At 65.7% G+C, this 18,859-nt stretch carries 17 protein-coding genes; 10 read left to right on the top strand and 7 right to left on the bottom strand.

Annotation, left to right across the window (positions count from 1 at the left end; all coding sequences use genetic code 11):
• Window positions 1-6: 6 nt before the first annotated feature.
• Genes AC6LJ2_RS16585 through AC6LJ2_RS16575 form a run of 3 tightly spaced genes read right to left on the bottom strand, consistent with a single transcriptional unit; the run spans window position 7 to window position 3,677 of the window.
• Window positions 7-1,248, bottom strand: a complete 1,242-nt coding sequence (locus AC6LJ2_RS16585; protein WP_498151764.1) for a Zn-dependent hydrolase — start codon at window positions 1,246-1,248, stop codon at window positions 7-9.
• 18 nt (window positions 1,249-1,266) lie between these two features.
• Entirely contained in the window at window positions 1,267-2,982 is a 1,716-nt protein-coding gene (locus AC6LJ2_RS16580) for a thiamine pyrophosphate-binding protein (protein ID WP_498151763.1), read from the bottom strand.
• Window positions 2,979-3,677 (bottom strand): FadR/GntR family transcriptional regulator, encoded by a 699-nt coding sequence (locus AC6LJ2_RS16575; protein ID WP_498151762.1) that lies wholly within the window; start codon window positions 3,675-3,677, stop codon window positions 2,979-2,981. Before AC6LJ2_RS16575 ends, AC6LJ2_RS16580 begins: the two co-directional genes overlap by 4 nt.
• Window positions 3,678-3,994: 317 nt before the next feature.
• On the opposite strand from AC6LJ2_RS16575, the gene AC6LJ2_RS16570 reads away from it, so the two are divergent.
• Window positions 3,995-5,488 carry a glycosyltransferase family 39 protein gene (locus tag AC6LJ2_RS16570; RefSeq protein ID WP_498151761.1) on the top strand — a complete coding sequence of 498 codons (1,494 nt, stop codon included), beginning with the start codon at window positions 3,995-3,997 and terminating at the stop codon, window positions 5,486-5,488.
• A gap of 88 nt (window positions 5,489-5,576) precedes the next feature.
• Here AC6LJ2_RS16570 and AC6LJ2_RS16565 read toward each other — a convergent pair whose 3' ends face one another.
• Entirely contained in the window at window positions 5,577-5,840 is a 264-nt protein-coding gene (locus AC6LJ2_RS16565) for a hypothetical protein (RefSeq protein ID WP_263914769.1), read from the bottom strand.
• A gap of 118 nt (window positions 5,841-5,958) precedes the next feature.
• On the opposite strand from AC6LJ2_RS16565, the gene hemN reads away from it, so the two are divergent.
• Complete coding sequence (gene hemN / locus AC6LJ2_RS16560; protein WP_498151760.1) at window positions 5,959-7,389, top strand: oxygen-independent coproporphyrinogen III oxidase; 1,431 nt, start codon at window positions 5,959-5,961, stop codon at window positions 7,387-7,389.
• A gap of 49 nt (window positions 7,390-7,438) precedes the next feature.
• Here the strand turns inward: hemN and AC6LJ2_RS16555 are convergent, their stop codons facing one another.
• A complete protein-coding gene (locus AC6LJ2_RS16555) occupies window positions 7,439-8,179 on the bottom strand; it encodes a response regulator transcription factor (RefSeq protein ID WP_263914771.1) in 741 nt (246 codons plus the stop codon).
• Window positions 8,180-8,485: 306 nt separating this feature from the next.
• Between AC6LJ2_RS16555 and rfbD the strand changes: the two genes are divergently transcribed.
• The 7 genes from rfbD to ptsP all read left to right on the top strand — a co-directional run bounded on the left by rfbD (window position 8,486) and on the right by ptsP (window position 16,069).
• Window positions 8,486-9,400: a dTDP-4-dehydrorhamnose reductase gene (rfbD, locus tag AC6LJ2_RS16550; RefSeq protein ID WP_445658634.1), complete on the top strand. Its 915-nt coding sequence runs from the start codon at window positions 8,486-8,488 to the stop codon at window positions 9,398-9,400.
• 372 nt (window positions 9,401-9,772) lie between these two features.
• Window positions 9,773-11,725: a threonine--tRNA ligase gene (thrS, locus tag AC6LJ2_RS16545; RefSeq protein ID WP_445658635.1), complete on the top strand. Its 1,953-nt coding sequence runs from the start codon at window positions 9,773-9,775 to the stop codon at window positions 11,723-11,725.
• Between the two features lie 20 nt (window positions 11,726-11,745).
• On the top strand, window positions 11,746-12,297 hold the full coding sequence (gene infC, locus AC6LJ2_RS16540; RefSeq protein ID WP_263914820.1) for a translation initiation factor IF-3: 552 nt from the start codon (window positions 11,746-11,748) through the stop codon (window positions 12,295-12,297).
• Between the two features lie 178 nt (window positions 12,298-12,475).
• On the top strand, window positions 12,476-13,453 hold the full coding sequence (gshB, locus tag AC6LJ2_RS16535; protein ID WP_263914774.1) for a glutathione synthase: 978 nt from the start codon (window positions 12,476-12,478) through the stop codon (window positions 13,451-13,453).
• A gap of 16 nt (window positions 13,454-13,469) precedes the next feature.
• Entirely contained in the window at window positions 13,470-13,871 is a 402-nt protein-coding gene (locus AC6LJ2_RS16530; RefSeq protein WP_263914775.1) for a PTS sugar transporter subunit IIA, read from the top strand.
• A 109-nt stretch (window positions 13,872-13,980) separates the two neighbouring features.
• A complete protein-coding gene (locus tag AC6LJ2_RS16525; protein WP_198484624.1) occupies window positions 13,981-14,250 on the top strand; it encodes an HPr family phosphocarrier protein in 270 nt (89 codons plus the stop codon).
• 109 nt (window positions 14,251-14,359) lie between these two features.
• Window positions 14,360-16,069, top strand: a complete 1,710-nt coding sequence (gene ptsP / locus AC6LJ2_RS16520; protein ID WP_498151759.1) for a phosphoenolpyruvate--protein phosphotransferase — start codon at window positions 14,360-14,362, stop codon at window positions 16,067-16,069.
• Window positions 16,070-16,204: 135 nt separating this feature from the next.
• Here the strand turns inward: ptsP and amt are convergent, their stop codons facing one another.
• Together amt and AC6LJ2_RS16510 are read right to left on the bottom strand one after the other, a co-directional pair.
• Window positions 16,205-17,443, bottom strand: a complete 1,239-nt coding sequence (amt, locus tag AC6LJ2_RS16515) for an ammonium transporter (RefSeq protein WP_183003325.1) — start codon at window positions 17,441-17,443, stop codon at window positions 16,205-16,207.
• 31 nt (window positions 17,444-17,474) lie between these two features.
• Window positions 17,475-17,813 carry a P-II family nitrogen regulator gene (locus AC6LJ2_RS16510; RefSeq protein ID WP_006218735.1) on the bottom strand — a complete coding sequence of 113 codons (339 nt, stop codon included), beginning with the start codon at window positions 17,811-17,813 and terminating at the stop codon, window positions 17,475-17,477.
• A 543-nt stretch (window positions 17,814-18,356) separates the two neighbouring features.
• Between AC6LJ2_RS16510 and AC6LJ2_RS16505 the strand changes: the two genes are divergently transcribed.
• A complete protein-coding gene (locus tag AC6LJ2_RS16505) occupies window positions 18,357-18,782 on the top strand; it encodes a DUF5339 family protein (protein ID WP_263914777.1) in 426 nt (141 codons plus the stop codon).
• Window positions 18,783-18,859: the final 77 nt, after the last annotated feature.

Below are 18,859 nucleotides of genomic sequence, written 5' to 3'. Positions count from 1 at the left end.
GTCGATTCAGCGCGGGCCGTTGGCCCGTGCCACCATGGCGTCCAGCAGCACGTTGCAGCCGGCTTCCAGATCGCCGGGCTGGGCGTCTTCGATTTCGTTGTGGCTGATGCCGTCTTTGCACGGCACGAAGATCATGGCCGTGGGCGCCACCGCCGCCATGTAGACGGCGTCGTGGCCGGCGCCCGTCACGATGTTCATGGCCGCAAGGCCTCGCTGGGCGGCGCCCTGGCGCACCTTGTCCACCAGGTCCGGATCGAACGGGGTGGGGCGGAAGTACTGCACGTCCTTCACGTCGACGGTCACGCCATGCTTGTCGGCGATCTCGCGGCAGGCGTCGCGCCACGCGGCATCCATGCGGGTCAGCGTCGCTTCGTCTTCGTGGCGCAGATCGGTGGTGAAGCGCACCTGGCCAGGGATGACGTTGCGCGAGCCGGGGTGGGCATGGATCTCGCCCACGGTGCCGCGGCCGTGCGGCTGGTTGGCGTTGGCAATGTTGACCACCGCCTGCAGCAGGTAGCTGGCGGCGAACAGCGCGTCACGGCGGATGCCCATCGGCGTGGGGCCGGCGTGCATTTCCATGCCGGTCACCGTCACGTCGTACCAGCGCAGCCCCAGCGAACCGGTCACCACGCCGATCACTTTTTCTTCATGTTCCAGGATCGGGCCTTGTTCGATGTGGGCCTCGAAGTAGGCATCCACCGGGCGTCCGCCCACGGGGTCCGGCCCCGCGTAGCCGATGGCCCGCAGTTCGTCGCGCACCGCGATGCCCTTGGCGTCGCGCGCGCTCAGCGCCGTTTCCAGTGAGAACTTGCCGGCGAACACGCCCGAGCCCATCATCACCGGCACGAAGCGCGAGCCTTCCTCGTTGGTCCAGATGGCCACTTCCAGCGGTGCCTCGGTCTGTACGCCTGCGTCGTTCAGCGTGCGCATCACTTCCAGTCCGGCCAGCACGCCGTAGCAGCCGTCGAACTTGCCGCCCGTGGGCTGCGTGTCGATGTGACTGCCCGTCATCACCGGCGGCAACGCGTCATTGCGGCCGGCGCGGCGGGCGAAGATGTTGCCGACCTGGTCCACGCGCACCGTCAGGCCGGCGTCGCGCATCCAGCCGGTGACCAGGTCGCGGCCCTGGCCGTCCAGCGCGGTCAGGGCCAGGCGGCAGTTGCCGCCCTTGGGGGTGGCGCCGATCTGCGCCAGATCCATCAGGGACTGCCAGAGACGGTTGCCGTTGACGGACAGGGAAGAAGTCATGGTTGAGCCTCGTTCGGGTCAATGGGAGGGCGCGGCGGCGTGGCGCGCCAGGGCCGCGGTGCGGATGGAGGTAAGCGTCTGGCCGGGCGCGATGCCGTCGGCGTCGTAGCGGATTTCCAGCAGCGCCGGCCGCTGTTCACGGTCGGCGAAGGCCAGCGCGCGGTCGAATGCGGCGGCGAAATCCTCGGTGCGCTCGACGGCTTCGCCATAGCCACCGTAGCCGCGCACGATCTGGGTGAAGTCGGGGTTCTCGAAGTCCAGGGCGATCGGGCGGCCGGGAAACTCGCGTTCCTGGTGGGCGCGGATGGTGCCCCACATGCCGTTGTTGAACACCAGCACCACGATGCCCAGCCGGTATTGCTGGGCCACGCCCAGTTCCTGCAGATTCATCTGGAAGCAGCCGTCGCCGGCATAGCAGACCACCGTCTTGCCGGGATGCTCCAGCTTGGCGGACACGGCCGCGGGCAGCCCGTAGCCCATGGCGCCCACGGTGGGTGCCAGGCTGGTGCCGGGGCCGGTGAATTGGCGATAACGGTGTGGATACAGCGCATAGTTGCCGGCCCCGACCGTGACGCAGGCGTCCTGCGGCAGGCGCTGGCTGACCTGCGCGGCAATCGTGTCCAGGCTCAGCGGACCGGGCGCGGGCAGGGGCGCCAGGGATTCAAGATAATCGGCGTGGGCCTGGCGCACCGCATCGCCGCGCGGCTTGGCATGGGCCGGTTGCAGGCGGGCGACGGCCTGCGCAAAGCCCGTCACGCTGGCGACGATGGCTTGCGTCGGCGCATACACGCGGCCCAGTTCCTGGGCGTCGGGATACACGTGAACCAGCTTCTGGCGCGGCTGCGGGCTTTGCACCAGCTGGTAGCCCTCGGTGGTGGCTTCGCCCAGGCGCGTGCCGACCGCCAGGATCAGGTCGGCCGTTTGGATGCGGGTGCGCAGCGCCTCGGTCATGCCCCAGCCCACGTGGCCGGCGGCGTTGGGGTGGCGCTGGTCAAAGCACTCCAGCCGGCGCCAGGCCGTGCCCACCGGTAGCTCGAAGCGCTGCGCGAAGGCGGCGACCTGGCCGATGGCTTCGTCCGTCCAGCCGCTGCCGCCCACCACCATGACCGGGCGTTCGGCGCCATCGAGCAGTTGCCGCAGGCGATCCAGGTCGTGTTCACCAGGATGCGCGACGATGCGCGGGTAGGGCGGCAGGTCGAGCACCGACGCCGTGCCCCAGAGCGTGTCTTCCGGCAGCGCCAGCACCACCGGACCCGGGCGGCCGCTGGTGGCGGTGGCATAGGCGCGCGCCACGAATTCGGGGATGCGGTCGGTGCGGTCGATCTGTGCAACCCACTTGGCCATCTGCCCGAACATGCGGCGGTAGTCGATTTCCTGGAAGGCTTCGCGTTCGTAGAAATCGTTGCCGACCTGGCCGACGAACAGGATCATCGGCGTGGAATCCTGGAAGGCGGTATGCACGCCGATGCTGGCATTGGTGGCGCCCGGGCCGCGGGTGACGAAGCACACGCCCGGCTCGCCGGTCAGCTTGCCGTAGGCCTCGGCCATGTAGGACGCGCCGCTTTCCTGGCGGCAGACGATGGGCTCGATGGCGCCGCGGTGCTCGTTCAGCGCGTCGATGCAGGGCAGGTAGCTTTCGCCCGGAATCATGAAGATCCGACGAGTGCCGTGGATGCGCAATTGCTGCATCAGGATCTGGCCGCCGTTGCGGGCAAGGGGGGATACGACCGTCATGCAAACACTCCGAAGTCTTCCCGCAGGCGGGCCAGGATGCCGATCAGGTGGGCGTGCATGGCATGCCGCGCGCGAATCGGGTCGCGGGCCAGGATGGCCGTCAGGATGCGTTGGTGTTCGGCGTGGGCCACGGCCCACACCTTGGTATTGACGAAATAGTCCTGCATGCGGCTGAACACCGGGCTGGCCAGGCTCAGGTCCCACAAGTGCGCCACCGACGAGGCCAGCGCCGCATTGCCGCACGCCGCGGCAATCGCACGGTGGAATTCACGGTCGTGCAGGCCGGGCGTATCGGTCAGCGACATGCCCTCATGCGCCTTGCGGATGGCCGCCAGTTGCGCCTCGGTCCCTTGCTGCGCGGCGAGCGCCGCGCATTCCGGTTCGATCAGCATCCGCGCTTCGAGCAGGTCGAAGGGGCCGATCTCGTCCTGGGGGGCCGAGGCCGGGGCGTCTTCGTCCCGAGAGGCCGTGACGAAGACGCCCGACCCCACCCGCACTTCCACGTAGCCTTCGATTTCCAGCGCGATCAAGGCCTCGCGGATCGACGCGCGGCTGACCTGCAATTGCTCGGCCAGTTCACGCTCGGAGGGCAGCCGGCCGCCATGGGGAAAATCCCCCGCCTGGATGCGGCCGGCGATCTGGTCGGCAATCATGCGGTACAGGCGGGTAACGGCGACGGCTTGGAAGGTGTTCATCAGAATGCTGCGGAAGTCTTGGTCTGGTGGTCAGGCCACTTATGCCTACAGCTTCTCATTGAAATCAAAGAAAAAATAGACCGATCAAGGGAAAACGATCAGAGGGGTTTCCCGTCTTCCTATCTGGTGGTCAGGCCAGTTAGGGCGGCGCGGCGAGGCCGCGACGGCTTTACAGTTTTCGAACAATTGCCGCACAAAACCCCTGCGCCTGCCCCCACGGGCGGGCCGGATAATCGCTGGGCCCGAGTGTGCGGGGCAACAGGGCGGGGCATTGCGTATGCCGGGAACAGGAGAGGGGCGTGCAGCGTGGCGCAACAATGGCAGGAAGGCCGGATTTCTGGCGGATCAGCATCGGCATGGCGGTGTTCGCGCTGGCGTGGCTGTGGTGGTCGGACCGCGCGGTGCTGGTTCCGCCCACCGACAACATCGAGCAATTGATCTGGGTCCGCAGCCTGGAGTGGGGCTATTACAAGCATCCTCCCCTGCCGACCTGGCTGTTGTGGCCGGTGGTGCAGGTGCTGGGTTGGACGGCCTGGGCGACCTACCTGCTGGGCGCGGCCTGCACCCTGGGCGCCTTCCTGCTGATGTGGCGCCTGCTGCGCGGCATGCGCGGCGAGGCCTACGCCGCCATCGCCACCTTGGGCGGCCTGTGCGTCACGTTCTATAACGGCCGGCTGTATTTCTACAACCACGAGATCGTCCTGATTCCTTTGGTGGCCGGCAGTGCGATGGCCTGCTGGAAGGCCTATTCCACCCGCCGGATCGGCTGGTGGATCCTGTTGGGCGTGTGCCTGGGTCTGGGGGCCCTGGCCAAGTACCAGATCGCCGTCGCCGGCCTGGCGGTGCTGCTGTTCTGGTTGAGCCGGAAGGCCTGGCGTGACCCCATGCATGTTTTCGGGCTGCAGGTGGCGGGCCTGACGGCGCTGGCGGTGTTCGCCCCGCACATGATCTGGCTCATCAGCCACGACTTCAAGCCGCTGCAGTACGCCATGGCATCATCGCTGGGCGCCGGCCTGCCGTGGGGCGCGCGCCTGGTCGAAGTGGCCGCCTGGTGGGGCGACCAGTTGTTCACCCGCGCCCTGCCGGCCTGGGTCTTTCTGGCGGCAGTGTGGCTGTCCGGGCGCCGTGCGCGTCGCGCCGCGGCCCCCGCCCGGTCCGTGGTCGGCCAGGGCGAGGCCGCCGGCCGCGCGTTGCTGCTGTCGTTCGGCCTGACGCCGTTGCTGTTCGTCAGCCTCATGGCCTTGCTGTCGGGCTCGCACATCCAGCTGCACTGGGGCACGCCGTTCCTGCTGTTCATCGTGCCTGCCGCCATGGAACTGGCGCGCAGTGCGTGGCACGGGCCGTTTCGTCCTCGCCAGGTCGTGTGGGTCTTTGTCGTGATCCAGCTGTTGCTGATGGCGCGCGTGGAACTGACCTCGCCCAACGGCGCCGGCCTGTGGCGTCGGGCATCCGACTGGCGCTATTTCGATGCCCAGGGGCTGGCCGATATCCTGCATGACCGCGCCGTTGCCGAATTGGGCGGCCCGGTCAAGGTGATCGCCGGCGCCTGGGCCGAGTCGGGCGCGCTGGCGTTGCGCCTGCCCGAGAAGCCCGTCGTGCTGATAGACGGGCAGTTTCAATTCAGCCCATGGGTGCGGGCGGATCTGGTGGCCGATTGCGGCGCGCTGGAATTGCGGCGGGCCAAGACGCAGCCCGATGGCTTTGGCCCGGTGGGGGAGGCATTCCCGCGCTTGTACTGGCGCGTCACGCGGCCGACGGCAGTCTGCGCGACCGATACGGCGGTGCCGGCCCGCAGCCCGGCTGACCATTAGCAGGTGTCTGCCCGCGCCGTATTTTTTGGGGCTATGGCCGAGCAACCCAGGGAGGCAGCGACCCGGCCGCTGTCGGGCGCGGTGGGGTTCAGGCCTCTTCGCCGGGGTCGGGCGTCTGGGTAAAGGCCCGCACCATGCGGGCGATGCCGTCCAGCTCGTCGTGGGCGCCCACGACCCAATCGGGCTTTTCGAAAGGACTGTCCGACGGCGCCTTGTCCAGGTTGGCCTTCAGATCGTCCAGCAGTTCCAGCGCCATGTCGGTGGCCTGCGGGCTGCTGCGGGTGGATAGGGCGATGGCAATCGCCAGGGCTTGCCGCAGGGCCAGCAGGCGGCCGTCCAGTTCGGTGTCCACGGGGGAGTCCTTGTCATGTATGGATGTGGCGGCATTTTACGGGCCCCCCGCGATGCGGCCGGGCGACCTTTGCGCAAGATCAAGGCGGCAGGGCCGCCGCAAGCCAATAATCCAGGGTATGCAAGCCGCCCTACGCCCTTTACTCGCAGACCCTCCAGCGCAAGCCGCCGAGCCTTTTTTTCCGCCGCAATTGCTGGCCCGGCTGGACAAGAACGGCCCGCGCTACACCTCTTATCCCACGGCGGACCGCTATCACGGCGGTTTCGGCGAATCCGCGTACCGCCAGGCCTTGCGCCAGCGGCACGAGGCGAGCCCGGCCGAGCCCCTGTCGCTGTACGTGCACATCCCGTTCTGCGATTCGGTCTGCTATTACTGCGCCTGTAACAAGGTCGTGACCCGCCATCACGACCGTGCCGCTCGCTACCTGGACGCGCTCGAGCGCGAGATCGCGCTGCATGTCGCCGAACTGGGGCCGGGCGTGCCGGTATCGCAGTTGCATTTCGGCGGCGGTACGCCGACCTTCCTGTCGGACGACGAACTTGAACGCTTGATGACGGACCTGCGCGCCGCCTTCCGCTTCGAATCCGACGCCGAAATCTCCATCGAGGTGGATCCTCGTACCGCCACGCCGCAGCGCCTGGCGCAGCTGCGCCAGCTGGGCTTCAACCGGCTCAGTTTCGGCGTGCAGGACTTCGACGCACGGGTCCAGGTGGCGGTGCATCGCGTGCAGTCGTTCGAGGACGTCCGCGACCTGATGCAAAGCGCCCGTGCGCTGGGTTACGACTCGGTCAACGTCGACCTGATCTACGGCCTGCCGCTGCAAACCACGGAATCGTTCGCGCGCACCATTGCCCAGGTCACCACGCTGCGACCCGACCGCATTGCCCTGTACGCCTACGCTCACTTGCCCGAACGCTTCAAGCCGCAGCGCCGCATCAACCCGGCGGACCTGCCCGACCGTGCCACGCGTGTCGGCCTGCTCAGTGCGGCCATCGAAGGCTTCCTGAAGCACGGCTATACCTACATCGGGATGGACCATTTCGCGCTGAACACCGACGCCTTGGCCATCGCCAAGCAACGTGGAGAGCTGCACCGCAATTTCCAGGGCTACAGCACCCAGCCCGACCACGACCTGGTCGCGCTGGGCGTGTCGGCCATCGGCCGCATCGGCCATACCTACAGCCAGAATGCCAAGGACCTGGACGGCTACTACGCCGCCATCGAGTCCGGCCGCTTTGCGGTGGAACGAGGCCTGGCGCTCAATGCCGATGATCTGGCGCGGCGCGACGTGATCATGGACATCATGTGCCAGGGCCGCGTGGATTTTGCCCGCATTGAATCGCGCCACGGCTTGCGCTTTGGCGACTATTTCGGGGCCGAACTGTCGCAGATGACCAACCTGGCCGAACTCGGCCTGGTGAACCTGCGTGCCGGGGAACTGCGCGTGACCGGCCTGGGCTGGTACTTCGTCAGGGCCGTTGCGATGGCCTTTGACGGGTACCTGCGCAGCGCGGCCAGCTCCGGCGCCAGCTACTCCCGCATCATCTAGGGCCTGTGCGAGGCCCTGGACGAGGGGCGTCCGGCCTGGCGGCCGGGGGCTATTCGGTGAACTTCTCCCGCAGGTAAAGGGCGAGTGCCAGATCGTCAGACAGCTGCAGCTTGCGCATCGCCCGGCGCTTGTGGGTACTGATGGTCTTCTTGCTGCGCATCAACCGCGCCGAAATCTGGGTGACCGACAGCCCCTGGCTGATATGCCGCAGGATTTCGACTTCGGACGTCGTGAGCAGGGCGTGCGGATGGGTCGGCGAAATGGCGCGCACCTTGCCGTCCTGGACGGAAAGAAAAGGGTCCCGCCGGCTCAGCACGCCGTGGATCATCTCGGGCAGCAGGATCATTCCCCATTGCTTGGCGAGATAACCGTTGGCACCCGCCCGGAAGGCCGCGTACTGGGTTTCCATGCGGTTGCCGGCCGAGAAGGTGATGATCGCCATGTTGGGGTGGTAACGCCGCAGCCGCCGCAGGTAGTTCACGCCGTCCCAGGGCTCCAGGGGCAGGTAGAAATCGACCAGCGCGGCGTCGCAGGGGGCGGCGTCCAATTTTTGAAGCAGGCTGCGGCCCGAGGTTTCGCGGTGCAGGACGCGAAACCCCGGCCGGCTGTCCAGAAAGGCGCCCACGCCCAGAGCGACCACGGGGTGGTCATCCAGGATCGCCACCCGTATGACGGGTGGGGGTTGCGACAGCAGGAGATGCTTGCGCGAATTGAGGCGTTGTCCGTCCTTCTTGCCGTGGGGTTTGTCGGCAGGGAGGAGGGCGGAATCTGGCGCTGACACACTTTTCATCGATGCTCCACTGAATGGCCAAGGGAACGCGGGCGGCGGCAGGGCTTTGGGGGCGATGGCGTCCGGTGCGTACGTCGTGATTGGTCCTAAATTTGTATGGGCAGATTACGTTTTGTTGGGCTGTCCGGATCAGAATCAGGCCAAAATCGGACGGAAATACGGGTGGGGTTTACGCGCAGTCATGCGGTTCCACGCTCGCGGCGCAGAGGAACCCCCGGCCTTCGGGGCATAATCGCTGCCGGATTCAATCGCGAGGCCGGCATGTTGCCTGGCCGTCGTCACAGGCAAGCAAGGCGTGGGTGGCGAATGCCCAAGAAGATTCTGGTGCTAGGCAGGGAAGGGCAGCTGGGGTTCGAGCTGCGGCGCAGCCTCGCCCCCCTGGGCCGCGTGGTCGCGACGGGCCGCAGCGATTGCGACCTGACGTATCCGTTGCAGATCGCGCGGCTGGTACAGCGTGAAAAGCCCGATGTCATCGTCAACGCGGCGGCCTTCACGGCCGTCGAGCGGGCCGAAGACGACATCGTGCGCGCCATGCGCATCAATGCCGAGGCCGCGGGTGAACTGGCCGCCCTGGCAGCAGACCGCGGCGCGCTGATCGTCCACTATTCCTCCGACTACGTGTTCGATGGCGCCAAGGCCGGCGCCTACGACGAACGGGACGTGCCCGCGCCGCTGAACGCCTACGGCCGCAGCAAACTGGCAGGCGAAGTGGCGGTGCGGGCGATGAATCCCGCCCATCTGGTGTTTCGCACGTCATGGGTCTATGGCGTATTCGGCAACAGCTTCCTGAAGACCATGCTGATGGCCTTGCGCCAGCCGGAAGCGCTGCGCGTGGTGAGCGACCAGCGCGGTGCTCCCACCGGGGCGGCCTTCATCGCCGATGCCACCGCGCTTGTCGTGGCGCGTTACCTGAATCGCGCGGCGCAGGATGAATTCCCCTTCGGCCTGTACCATCTGGCCGCCTCGGGAGACGCAAGCTGGCATGAGTACGCCTGCTTCATCGCCCAGCAGGCGCGTCGGGCGGGCCTGGCCGTCACGCTCACGCCGGGCGACATCCGGCCGGTGCCGTCCGACGACTATCCCACGTCCGTGCGGCGGCCCATGAATTCGCGCCTGGACTGCCGCTTGCTGGAACGCACCTTCGGCATTCACGCGCCGCATTGGGAAGAGGGCGTGCAGCACGCGCTGGCGGCCATCGCGGACAGTCGCAACCTGGCCTGAGCGGCCAGCGCGGGCACAGGGAGAGGGTGTGGCGCTTTCGCCACGAAACCGGCTCAAAGGGTGCTACAATCGGCAACGTTAAGCCCATCAGCCCACCGTCGCGACGTCCATGCCCTTGACGCCATACGTTGCCCAAGCTGGCGGGCCGCTTCCAGTCCACCCCTGAAGGCCCAGGCATCATGTTTTTCCCGCTGGCACGAACTACGACCCGGAACTTTCGCCCTATGTCGCGTTAGTTTTTCGTGCGTCGGGTTTCACCGTGTCAGGTCAGCGGTAGGACTCAGCAAGACAACCAGATAAACGCGGCTACCAGCCGCGTTTTTCGTTTCTGATTTTCGATTTTCATCCCCAGAACCCCAGGAAGCACTCCCGATGGTACAGATCACATTGCCCGATGGTTCGCAGCGCCAATACCCGGGGCCGGTCACGGTCGCCGACGTGGCGCAATCGATCGGCGCGGGATTGGCCAAAGCCGCCTTGGGCGGCCGCGTGACCTTTGACGGCGCCGACTCCCAGCTGGTCGACACCAGCTACCGCATCGAGGGCGACGCCCGCCTGGCCATCGTGACTGCCAAGGACGCCGACGGCCTGGACCTGATCCGCCACTCCACGGCGCACTTGCTGGCCTATGCCGTCAAGGAATTGTTCCCCGACGCGCAGGTCACCATCGGCCCCGTGATCGACAACGGCTTTTACTACGACTTTTCGTACAAGCGCCCGTTCACGCCCGAAGACCTGGCCGCCATCGAGAAAAAGATGGCCGAACTGGCCAAGAAAGACGAAGTCGTGACCCGAGAAGTCTGGTCGCGCGACGACGCCGTCGAGTTCTTCAAGGGCATCGGCGAAAAGTACAAGGCCGAGATCATTGCGTCCATTCCGTCCAACGAGCCGCTGAGCCTGTACCGCGAGGGCGATTTCATCGACCTGTGCCGCGGGCCGCACGTGCCGTCCACGGGCAAGCTCAAGGTGTTCAAGCTGATGAAGGTCGCGGGCGCCTACTGGCGTGGCGACAGCAAGAACGAGATGCTCCAGCGCATCTACGGCACGGCCTGGGCCACCAAGGAAGAGCAGGAAGCCTACCTGCACATGCTCGAAGAAGCCGAGCGCCGCGACCACCGCAAGATCGGCCGCGAACTCGACCTGTTCCACTTCCAGGACGAAGCCCCGGGCCTGATCTTCTGGCATCCCAAGGGCTGGGCCCTTTGGCAGCAGGTCGAGCAATACATGCGCTCGGTCTACCGCGACAACGGCTACCAGGAAGTGAAGGCGCCGCAGATCCTCGACATTTCGCTCTGGAAAAAGACCGGCCACTGGGACAACTACCGTGAAAACATGTTCACGACCGAGTCCGAGAACCGCGTCTACGGTCTCAAGCCCATGAACTGCCCGGGCCACGTGCAGATCTTCAACGCCGGCTTGCATTCGTATCGCGAACTGCCCCTGCGCTACGGCGAATTCGGCCAGTGCCACCGCAATGAACCGTCGGGTTCGCTGCACGGCATGATGCGCGTGCGCGGCTTCACGCAGGACGACGGCCACATTTTCTGTACCGAAGAACAGCTCCAGGACGAATGCGCCGACTTCACGGCCTTGCTGCAGAAGGTGTACCGCGACTTCGGTTTCACGGAAGTCCTGTACAAGGTCGCCACGCGTCCTGAAAAGCGCATTGGCTCGGACGAAGTCTGGGATACGGCCGAACAGGCCCTGATGGAAAGCCTGCGCCGCACCGGCTGCGAGTTCGAGATTTCGCCGGGAGAAGGCGCTTTCTATGGCCCCAAGGTGGAATACACCCTGAAAGACGCCATCGGCCGCCACTGGCAGTGCGGTACGATCCAGGTCGACTTTTCCATGCCTGTGCGCCTGGGCGCCGAGTATGTGGACCAGAACGACCAGCGCCGCCCGCCGGTCATGCTGCACCGCGCCATCCTGGGTTCGCTCGAGCGTTTCATCGGCATGCTGATCGAAAACCACGCCGGTGCGATGCCGCCCTGGCTGGCTCCGGTGCAGGCCGTCGTGTGCTGCATTTCCGAACCTTCGGCCGATTATGCGGCCAAAATTACGCAAAGCCTGAAAAAACAAGGCTTTAGAGTAGAGTCCGATTTGCGCGGTGAAAAAATCACTCGTAAAATTCGGGAGCACAGCCTGCAAAAGGTGCCGTACATCCTCGTCGTCGGCGACAAGGAAAAAGAAAACGGCACCGTCGCCGTACGCGGACTGGGCGGACTGGACCTTGGTGCCATCGCATACGACGAGTTCGTCGCGCGCTTGACCGAGGACGTGTCCACCCGCCGCGACGTCAATCATCCTGATAGCAGCGCTGCTTAACATTTCTAGGAGCTTTCAACATCGCCACTGAAAAAGCCAATCGCATCAACGGTGAAATCCGCGTCCCCGAGGTGCGCCTGATAGGTCTGGACGGAGAACAGCTGGGCATCGTCAAGATTGCCGACGCGTTCCGTCTTTCCGAGCAAAACGACGTGGATCTGGTGGAAATCGCGCCGAACGCCGAGCCGCCGGTCTGCCGTTTGATGGACTACGGTAAGTTCAAGTACCAAGAGCAGAAGCGCCAAGCCGAAGCTCGTTCGAAGCAGAAGGTCATCCAGGTCAAGGAAGTCAAATTCCGTCCGGCCACCGACGAGGGCGACTACCAAGTCAAGCTGCGCAACCTGCGCCGCTTCCTCGAAGAAGGCGACAAGGCCAAGGTGACGCTGCGGTTCCGTGGCCGCGAAATGGCTCACCAGGAACTGGGTATGCGGGTGCTTGAACGTGTGCGCGACGACCTGCTGGAACTGGCCCAGGTCGAAGCCATGCCGAAGCTCGAAGGCCGTCAGATGGTCATGGTGCTGGCGCCCAAGAAGAAGGCCGTGCCCGCGGGCAAGCCTGAAACGGCGGCGTAAAGCTCCCTGCGGAGCCTTCCCAGGCTCGTCTTTCCGGGAAGGCCCCAGCCGCTTCCCCCTGCGCGACCCGCCGTCCATACCGTGTTCGGCGGGTTCGCTTATTGGGCGGCTCTGCGCTACGATGTCATAGATAGCCGCCTTCCCGAAAGGGAAGGCGGCGTACGTTCGGGGTGTCGAGATGCATGTTTTGTTCGTTTTGGATCCCTTGCCGCTGCTCAAAGCGTACAAGGACAGTTCTGTCGCCATGATGCGTGCGCTGGTTGCGCGCGGCCATACGCTCAGCGTGGCCATGCAGGGCGACCTTTACATCGAAACCGGCACGGTCAAGGCGGTTACCACGCCCATCGAACTGGTGGCGGATGCCGACCTGCACGGCCATGACTGGTGGCGCGAAGGGGCCGCGTGCGATCTGCCGCTGGCCGATTTCGGTGCCGTCGTCATGCGCAAAGACCCGCCTTTCGACATGGAATACGTGTATTCCACCCACCTGCTCGAATACGCCCAGGCTCAAGGGGCCAAGGTGTTCAACAGCGGTGCGGCGATCCGCAACCACCCCGAAAAGCTGGCCATCACCGAAATCAGCGAGTTCACCGCGCCGACCCTGGTGACCCGCAACATGGCCCGCCTGAAGGCGTTCCACGATACGCACCACGACGTCATCGTCAAGCCGCTGGACGGCATGGGCGGCACCGGCGTGTTCCGCCTGCAGCCCAAGGACCCCAACCTCAACGCCATCCTGGAAACGCTCACCGACAACGGCGCGCGCACCATCATGGCGCAGCGTTACATCCCTGAAATCGTCAAGGGTGACAAACGCATCCTCCTGATCGGCGGCGAACCCGTGCCGTATTCCCTGGCCCGCATCCCGCTGGCCGGCGAAACGCGTGGCAACCTGGCCGCCGGCGGCCGCGGCGTGGCCCAGGCGTTGTCCCCGCGCGACCGCGAGATCGCCGAGGCGGTGGCGCCCAAGCTGGCCGCGCGCGGCCTCTTGCTGGTCGGCCTGGACGTCATTGGCGACTACGTCACCGAAGTCAATGTCACCAGTCCCACCTGCTTCGTGGAAATCGCCGAACAGACCGGCTTCGACGTCGCTGGCATGTTCGTCACGGCGCTGGAAAAAGCCGTAGCCGCGCCGGCCGTGGCTGCCGCCGCCTGATCGGCCAGGAATCGTCATGACCACGGGTATTGTCATCGTCGTGCACGCGCCCCTGGGCGCGGCCATGCGCGAGTGCGCCAGCCACGTCATGGGCAACCTTGACGGCATGCTGGCGATCCACGACATCCAGCCCGAGGATCGTCCCGACGACCTGGCGCCTGCCGTGCTCAAGGACATCTTCGAGCAGGACCATGGCGCCGGGGTGCTCGTGCTGACCGACCTGATCGGCGCCACGCCCGCCAATATCTCCAAACGGGCCGTGGCCGACGCGCAAGCGCAGGGCATCCAGTGCTGTGTATTGGCGGGGTTGAACACCCCCATGCTGCTGCGGGCGCTGACCTACCGCAACCTGTCCCTGGCCGAGACCCGCGAAAAAGCGCTCGCCGGCGGGGTTCAAGGCGTCTTGCGTGTAGACTGACGGGCGGAAATTTGCCCTATTATGTCGGCTAATATTTCAAGCCGATGTGCGGTTCGACCTTTTGCTGCAACCACCACTGCGGCTTGCCTCCGCGGTCATGATATTTCCTATGCCTAATACAGACATCGTCATCAGCAATAAACTGGGTTTGCACGCGCGGGCGGCCGCCAAACTGACGCAGCTGGCCAGCAAGTTCTCCAGCGAGATCTTCATTTCCCGTGGCGCGCAGCGCGTGAACGCCAAGAGCATCATGGGCGTCATGATGCTGGCCGCGGGCCTGGGCGTGACCGTCAAGCTCGAGGCTTCGGGCAGCGACGCCGACCAGGCTCTTTCCGAAATTGAAACTCTGTTCGACAGCAAATTCGGTGAACAGGAATAGCAGCGCTTCCGAATCCGCCGGCCCGGGCAATGCACCGGCCGGCTTGTCCGCGGCCGGCGCCGCGGCTCAGGTCCATGACGGGGCTGGCACTGCCAGTCCCGTTATTTGTTTGTACGGCAAGGGCGTGGCACGTGGTTATGCCATCGGCCGGGCGGTGGTCATGGGGGCCGCGGCGCTGGAAGTCGCGCACTACCGGATATCCCCCGAAGACGTCCCCGCCGAAAGCCGCCGCCTGACCGAGGCGCTGGACTCGGCCCAGCAGGAATTGCGGCTGTTGGCCGACACCTTGCCGGCTGACGCGCCGCGCGAGCTGGGCGCCATGCTGAACGTGCACAGCCTGCTGCTGGGTGACCCGCTGCTGGCCGAACAGACCCTGGCCCTGATCGCCGAACGCCACTACAACGCCGAATGGGCGCTGACCACCCAGGGCCAGATCCTGGGCCAGCAGTTCGACGCCATGGAAGACGAGTACCTGCGCGAGCGCGGCGCCGACGTGCGCCAGGTCATCGAGCGGGTGCTGCACGTGCTGTCAGGCACGTCCGCCATCCTGCCCGACATGTCGCACATGGGCGGCGATGACGCGCTGGTGGTGGTCGCGCACGATATTTCGCCCGCCGACATGCTGCGCCTGCGTGGAGGGCGGTTCGCCGCCTTCGTGACCGACCTGGGCGGCCCGACCTCGCATACGGCCATCGTGGCGCGCAGCATGGGCGTGCCGGCCGTGGTGGCCATGGGCAACGTGCGCGAGCTGGTGCGCGATGGCGACATGCTGATCATCGACGGCGCCGCTGGCGCCGTGGTGGTCAATCCGTCGGATCGCATCCTGCAGGAATACCGCCGCCGCCAGGCCGCCTACGCCGACGAACGGGCCGAGCTCAGCCTGCTGCGCTACGAGCCTTCCGTCACGCTGGACGGCATCGACATCGTGCTGCACGCCAACATCGAGCTGCCCGAAGAAGCCGCGCTGGCGCTGGCCTCGGGGGCGCACGGCATCGGCCTGTTCCGCAGCGAATTCCTGTTCATGGGGCGCCCGGATCTGCCGGGCGAAGAAGAGCAGTACGAGGCTTATTCGTCTGTTGTCAAAGTGATGGCAGGCCGTCCGGTCACCATCCGCACGCTGGATATCGGCTCTGACAAGACGCTGGACGGCGAGGCCACGGTGGCCACCAATCCGGCGCTGGGGCAGCGTGCCATCCGCTACTGCCTGGCGCGTCCGGAAATGTTCGCCACGCAGCTGCGCGCCATCCTGCGGGCCTCTGCCCACGGCCCGGTGCGCCTGTTGATCCCCATGATCGCCCACATGCACGAGGTCGTGGCCACGCGCGCGGCCATCGAATCGGCCCGGCGCGAGCTCGATGCCCGTGGGCAGGCCTACGCGCCGCACATGGAAGTGGGCGCCATGGTTGAAGTGCCCGCGATCGCAATCGCCATCGAGCCTTTTGCCCAGGCGCTGGATTTCCTGTCCATCGGCACGAACGACCTGATCCAGTACACCCTGGCGATCGACCGCGGCGACCACGATGTGGCGGCGCTCTATGACCCGCTGCATCCCGCCGTGCTTCGACTGATCGCCCACACCATCAACGCCGGCGAACGCGCGGGCAAGCCCGTGGCCGTCTGCGGCGAAATGGCCGGCGATTCGCGCATGACCCGTTTGCTGCTGGGGCTGGGGTTGACGGAATTCTCGATGCATCCCCAGCAATTGCTGGACGTGAAGCGCGAAGTCCGGCGCGCCCACACCAATGCGCTGCGCGTCAAGGTGGCCAGCGCGCTGAACCGCGCCTTGCCGGTGGACCTGGATACCCTGGACCTGGCCTGACGCCATCCGGGAAGTCGCCCGGAATGGAAAAAGCCCGTCGCTCGATGCGCGACGGGCTTTTTTTTCGGTCAGCCCCCTGCAAGAGGGGGCTGAAAGTGCCGCCCGGCACGGTGGCGCGGGCGCAGGGCGGGAGAATCAGCTGTGATACGCCGATTCGCCGTGGCTGGTGACGTCCAGGCCTTCGCGTTCCTGGTCTTCCGGCACACGCAGGCCGCACAGGGCGTTGGCGATCTTGTAGGCGATCCAGGCGACCACGCCGGACCAGACGATGGTGATCAGCACGCCTTCCAATTGCACCCACAGCTGGCCCAGGATCATGCCGGGTTCCGCCAGGCCGGGGCCACCCAGGACCTGGGCATTGAACACACCCGTCAGCAGGGCGCCGACAATGCCGCCCACGCCGTGCACGCCGAACACGTCCAGCGCATCATCGGCGCGCAACAGGCGCTTCAGGCCATTGACGCCCCAGACGCAGACGATGCCGGCGATCACGCCGATGATCAGCGCGCCCACCGGACCCACCAGGCCGGCAGCCGGGGTGATGCCCACCAGGCCGGCAATGGCGCCGGAAGCGGCACCCAGCATGGAAGGCTTGCCCTTGATGGCCCATTCCGTGAACAGCCAGGCCAGCACGGCGCCCGCGGTGGCGATCATGGTGTTGAAGAAGGCCAGCGTGGCGTTCTCGTTGGCGGCCAATGCCGAGCCGGCGTTGAAGCCGAACCAGCCCACCCACAGCAGGGCGGCACCCACGAAGGTCATCGGCAGGTTGTGCGGCTGCATCGCTTCGCGGCCGTAGCCGACGCGCTTGCCCACCACATAGGCGCCCACCAGGCCGGCCACCCCGGCGTTGATGTGCACCACGGTGCCGCCGGCGAAGTCCAGGGCGCCCTTGGCGTTCAGCAGGCCCGGCGCCGTTTCGGAGGCGAACCACACCATGTGTGCGATGGGAATGTAGGCGAACGTGAACCAGATCACCGTGAACACCAGCACCGCCGAAAAGCGGGCGCGTTCGGCGAAGCTGCCGACGATCAGTGCGCAGGTGATGCCGGCGAAGGTCGCCTGGAACGAGGCGAACAGCAGCTCGGTCAGCGTGTTCGACATGGCGTACTTGCCGTCCGCCGGCGTGAACATGCCAGAGAAGAAGGCGCGCGAGAGGCCGCCGAAGAACGCGTTGCCTTCGGTGAAGGCAAGCGAGTAACCGTAGATGAACCAGAGGACCAGGCCCAGCACGAACGTGCACAACACTTGCAGCAGCACCGACAGCACATTCTTGCTGCGTACCAGGCCGCCATAGAACATCGCCAGACCGGGTACGGCCATCATCAATACGAGGAGGGTAGAGACGAGCAACCAGGAGATATCTGCTTTATCCATTTTCAGGCTCCAATGAGTCTTTCTTATTTATCTACAGCGCAGCTTCGCCGGCTTCGCCCGTCCGGATGCGGATCACTTGTTCAAGGGGGGCGGCAAAGATCTTGCCGTCGCCGATCTTGCCGGTGCGAGCGGCTTGTTCGATGGCTTCGATGACCTGGTCGACCAGGTGGTCGGGCACGGCGGCTTCGACTCGCAGCTTGGGCAGGAAGTCGACCGCGTATTCCGCGCCCCGATAAAGCTCGGTATGGCCCTTCTGGCGCCCGAACCCTTTCACTTCAGTAACAGTGAGGCCCTGGACGCCGATTCCGGATAGAGCCACCCGCACTTCGTCGAGCTTGAATGGCTTGATGATGGCGATGATGAGTTTCATGGCATTTCCTCTCATGGTTGCACGTAGGCCTCGTCAATCAAGCAAATTCCATGCCATAGGGGGCGGTGCCCGTGGGGCGGTGGGGCAGGCGCGTTTGTTGTGCCTGAATGCACCAATATAGTGCGTCATGCACCACGCGTCAGCCTCAAATCGGTGCATGCCCGGGCGTCGGTGAGGAATGCAACGGAATATGTGCCGCTGCCGCCATTTGTTGCCAGTTGATGCGGCCGCGGTAGCGATCTGTAGGGCTTGCAACGCCCCGCATTGACTTGGCCGCGCGCGCTCGCGGCGGCCGCGGAACGTTGCTGGCCGCGCTTCGCGCGGCAAAGCAGGTGTTATTCAGTGGGCTGAAAGCGAATTGCAAGACGGCACAAAAAGGGGGCGGGGCGTGATACGAGGGTTTACACGCATAAGCTTGTTGCCAAAGGTTGGGTGAAGAAGAATCGACTCCAGCTCATGACACCTCATGGGCCTGATCGGGCCGCGGCAAGGGGTTCCGGCGTTGCGGCTCTCTATATACGAAAAGCAAGAAAGGAAAGAGGAATGATGACGATCCAACGCAAGACCCTTGGCGTGCTGGCGCTGACTGCCGCGCTGGCAGTGCTGGCCGGCTGCAACAAGAGTGACGAAAAGGCCGCGCCGCCCGCGGCATCGACCCCGCCGGCGTCCAGCAGCACCACGCCGGGCACGCCTCCCGCCGCGAGCACGCCGCCCGCCACCACCACGCCCGCGCCCGCTGCCGGTGCGACTGCCGGCCTGCCCGCCGAGTGCGATGCCTACCTGAGCAAGGTCAGCGCGTGCATGGACAAGCTGGGCGCTTCCAACCCCGCCGCGGCCAGCTTCAAGCAGCAACTGGACGCAGCCAAGACGCAGTGGGCGACGATCAGCGACAAGACGCAACTGGCTGCGCAATGCAAGCAGTCGGCCGATTTGTTTGCGCAGTCCGCGACCCAGATGGGCTGCAAGTAACGATGTTGGTAGGGGGCTGCCCCCAAGGCGGCCCGGTTTTCTCCTGTGCTTTGATGGGCGGTCACCGCATGCGGCCC

The sequence above is a fragment of the Achromobacter sp. 1014246743 genome (genome assembly GCF_059760725.1).
The sequence above is the reverse complement of the archived record's forward strand: the minus strand, read 5'-3'. Positions and strand labels throughout refer to the sequence as shown.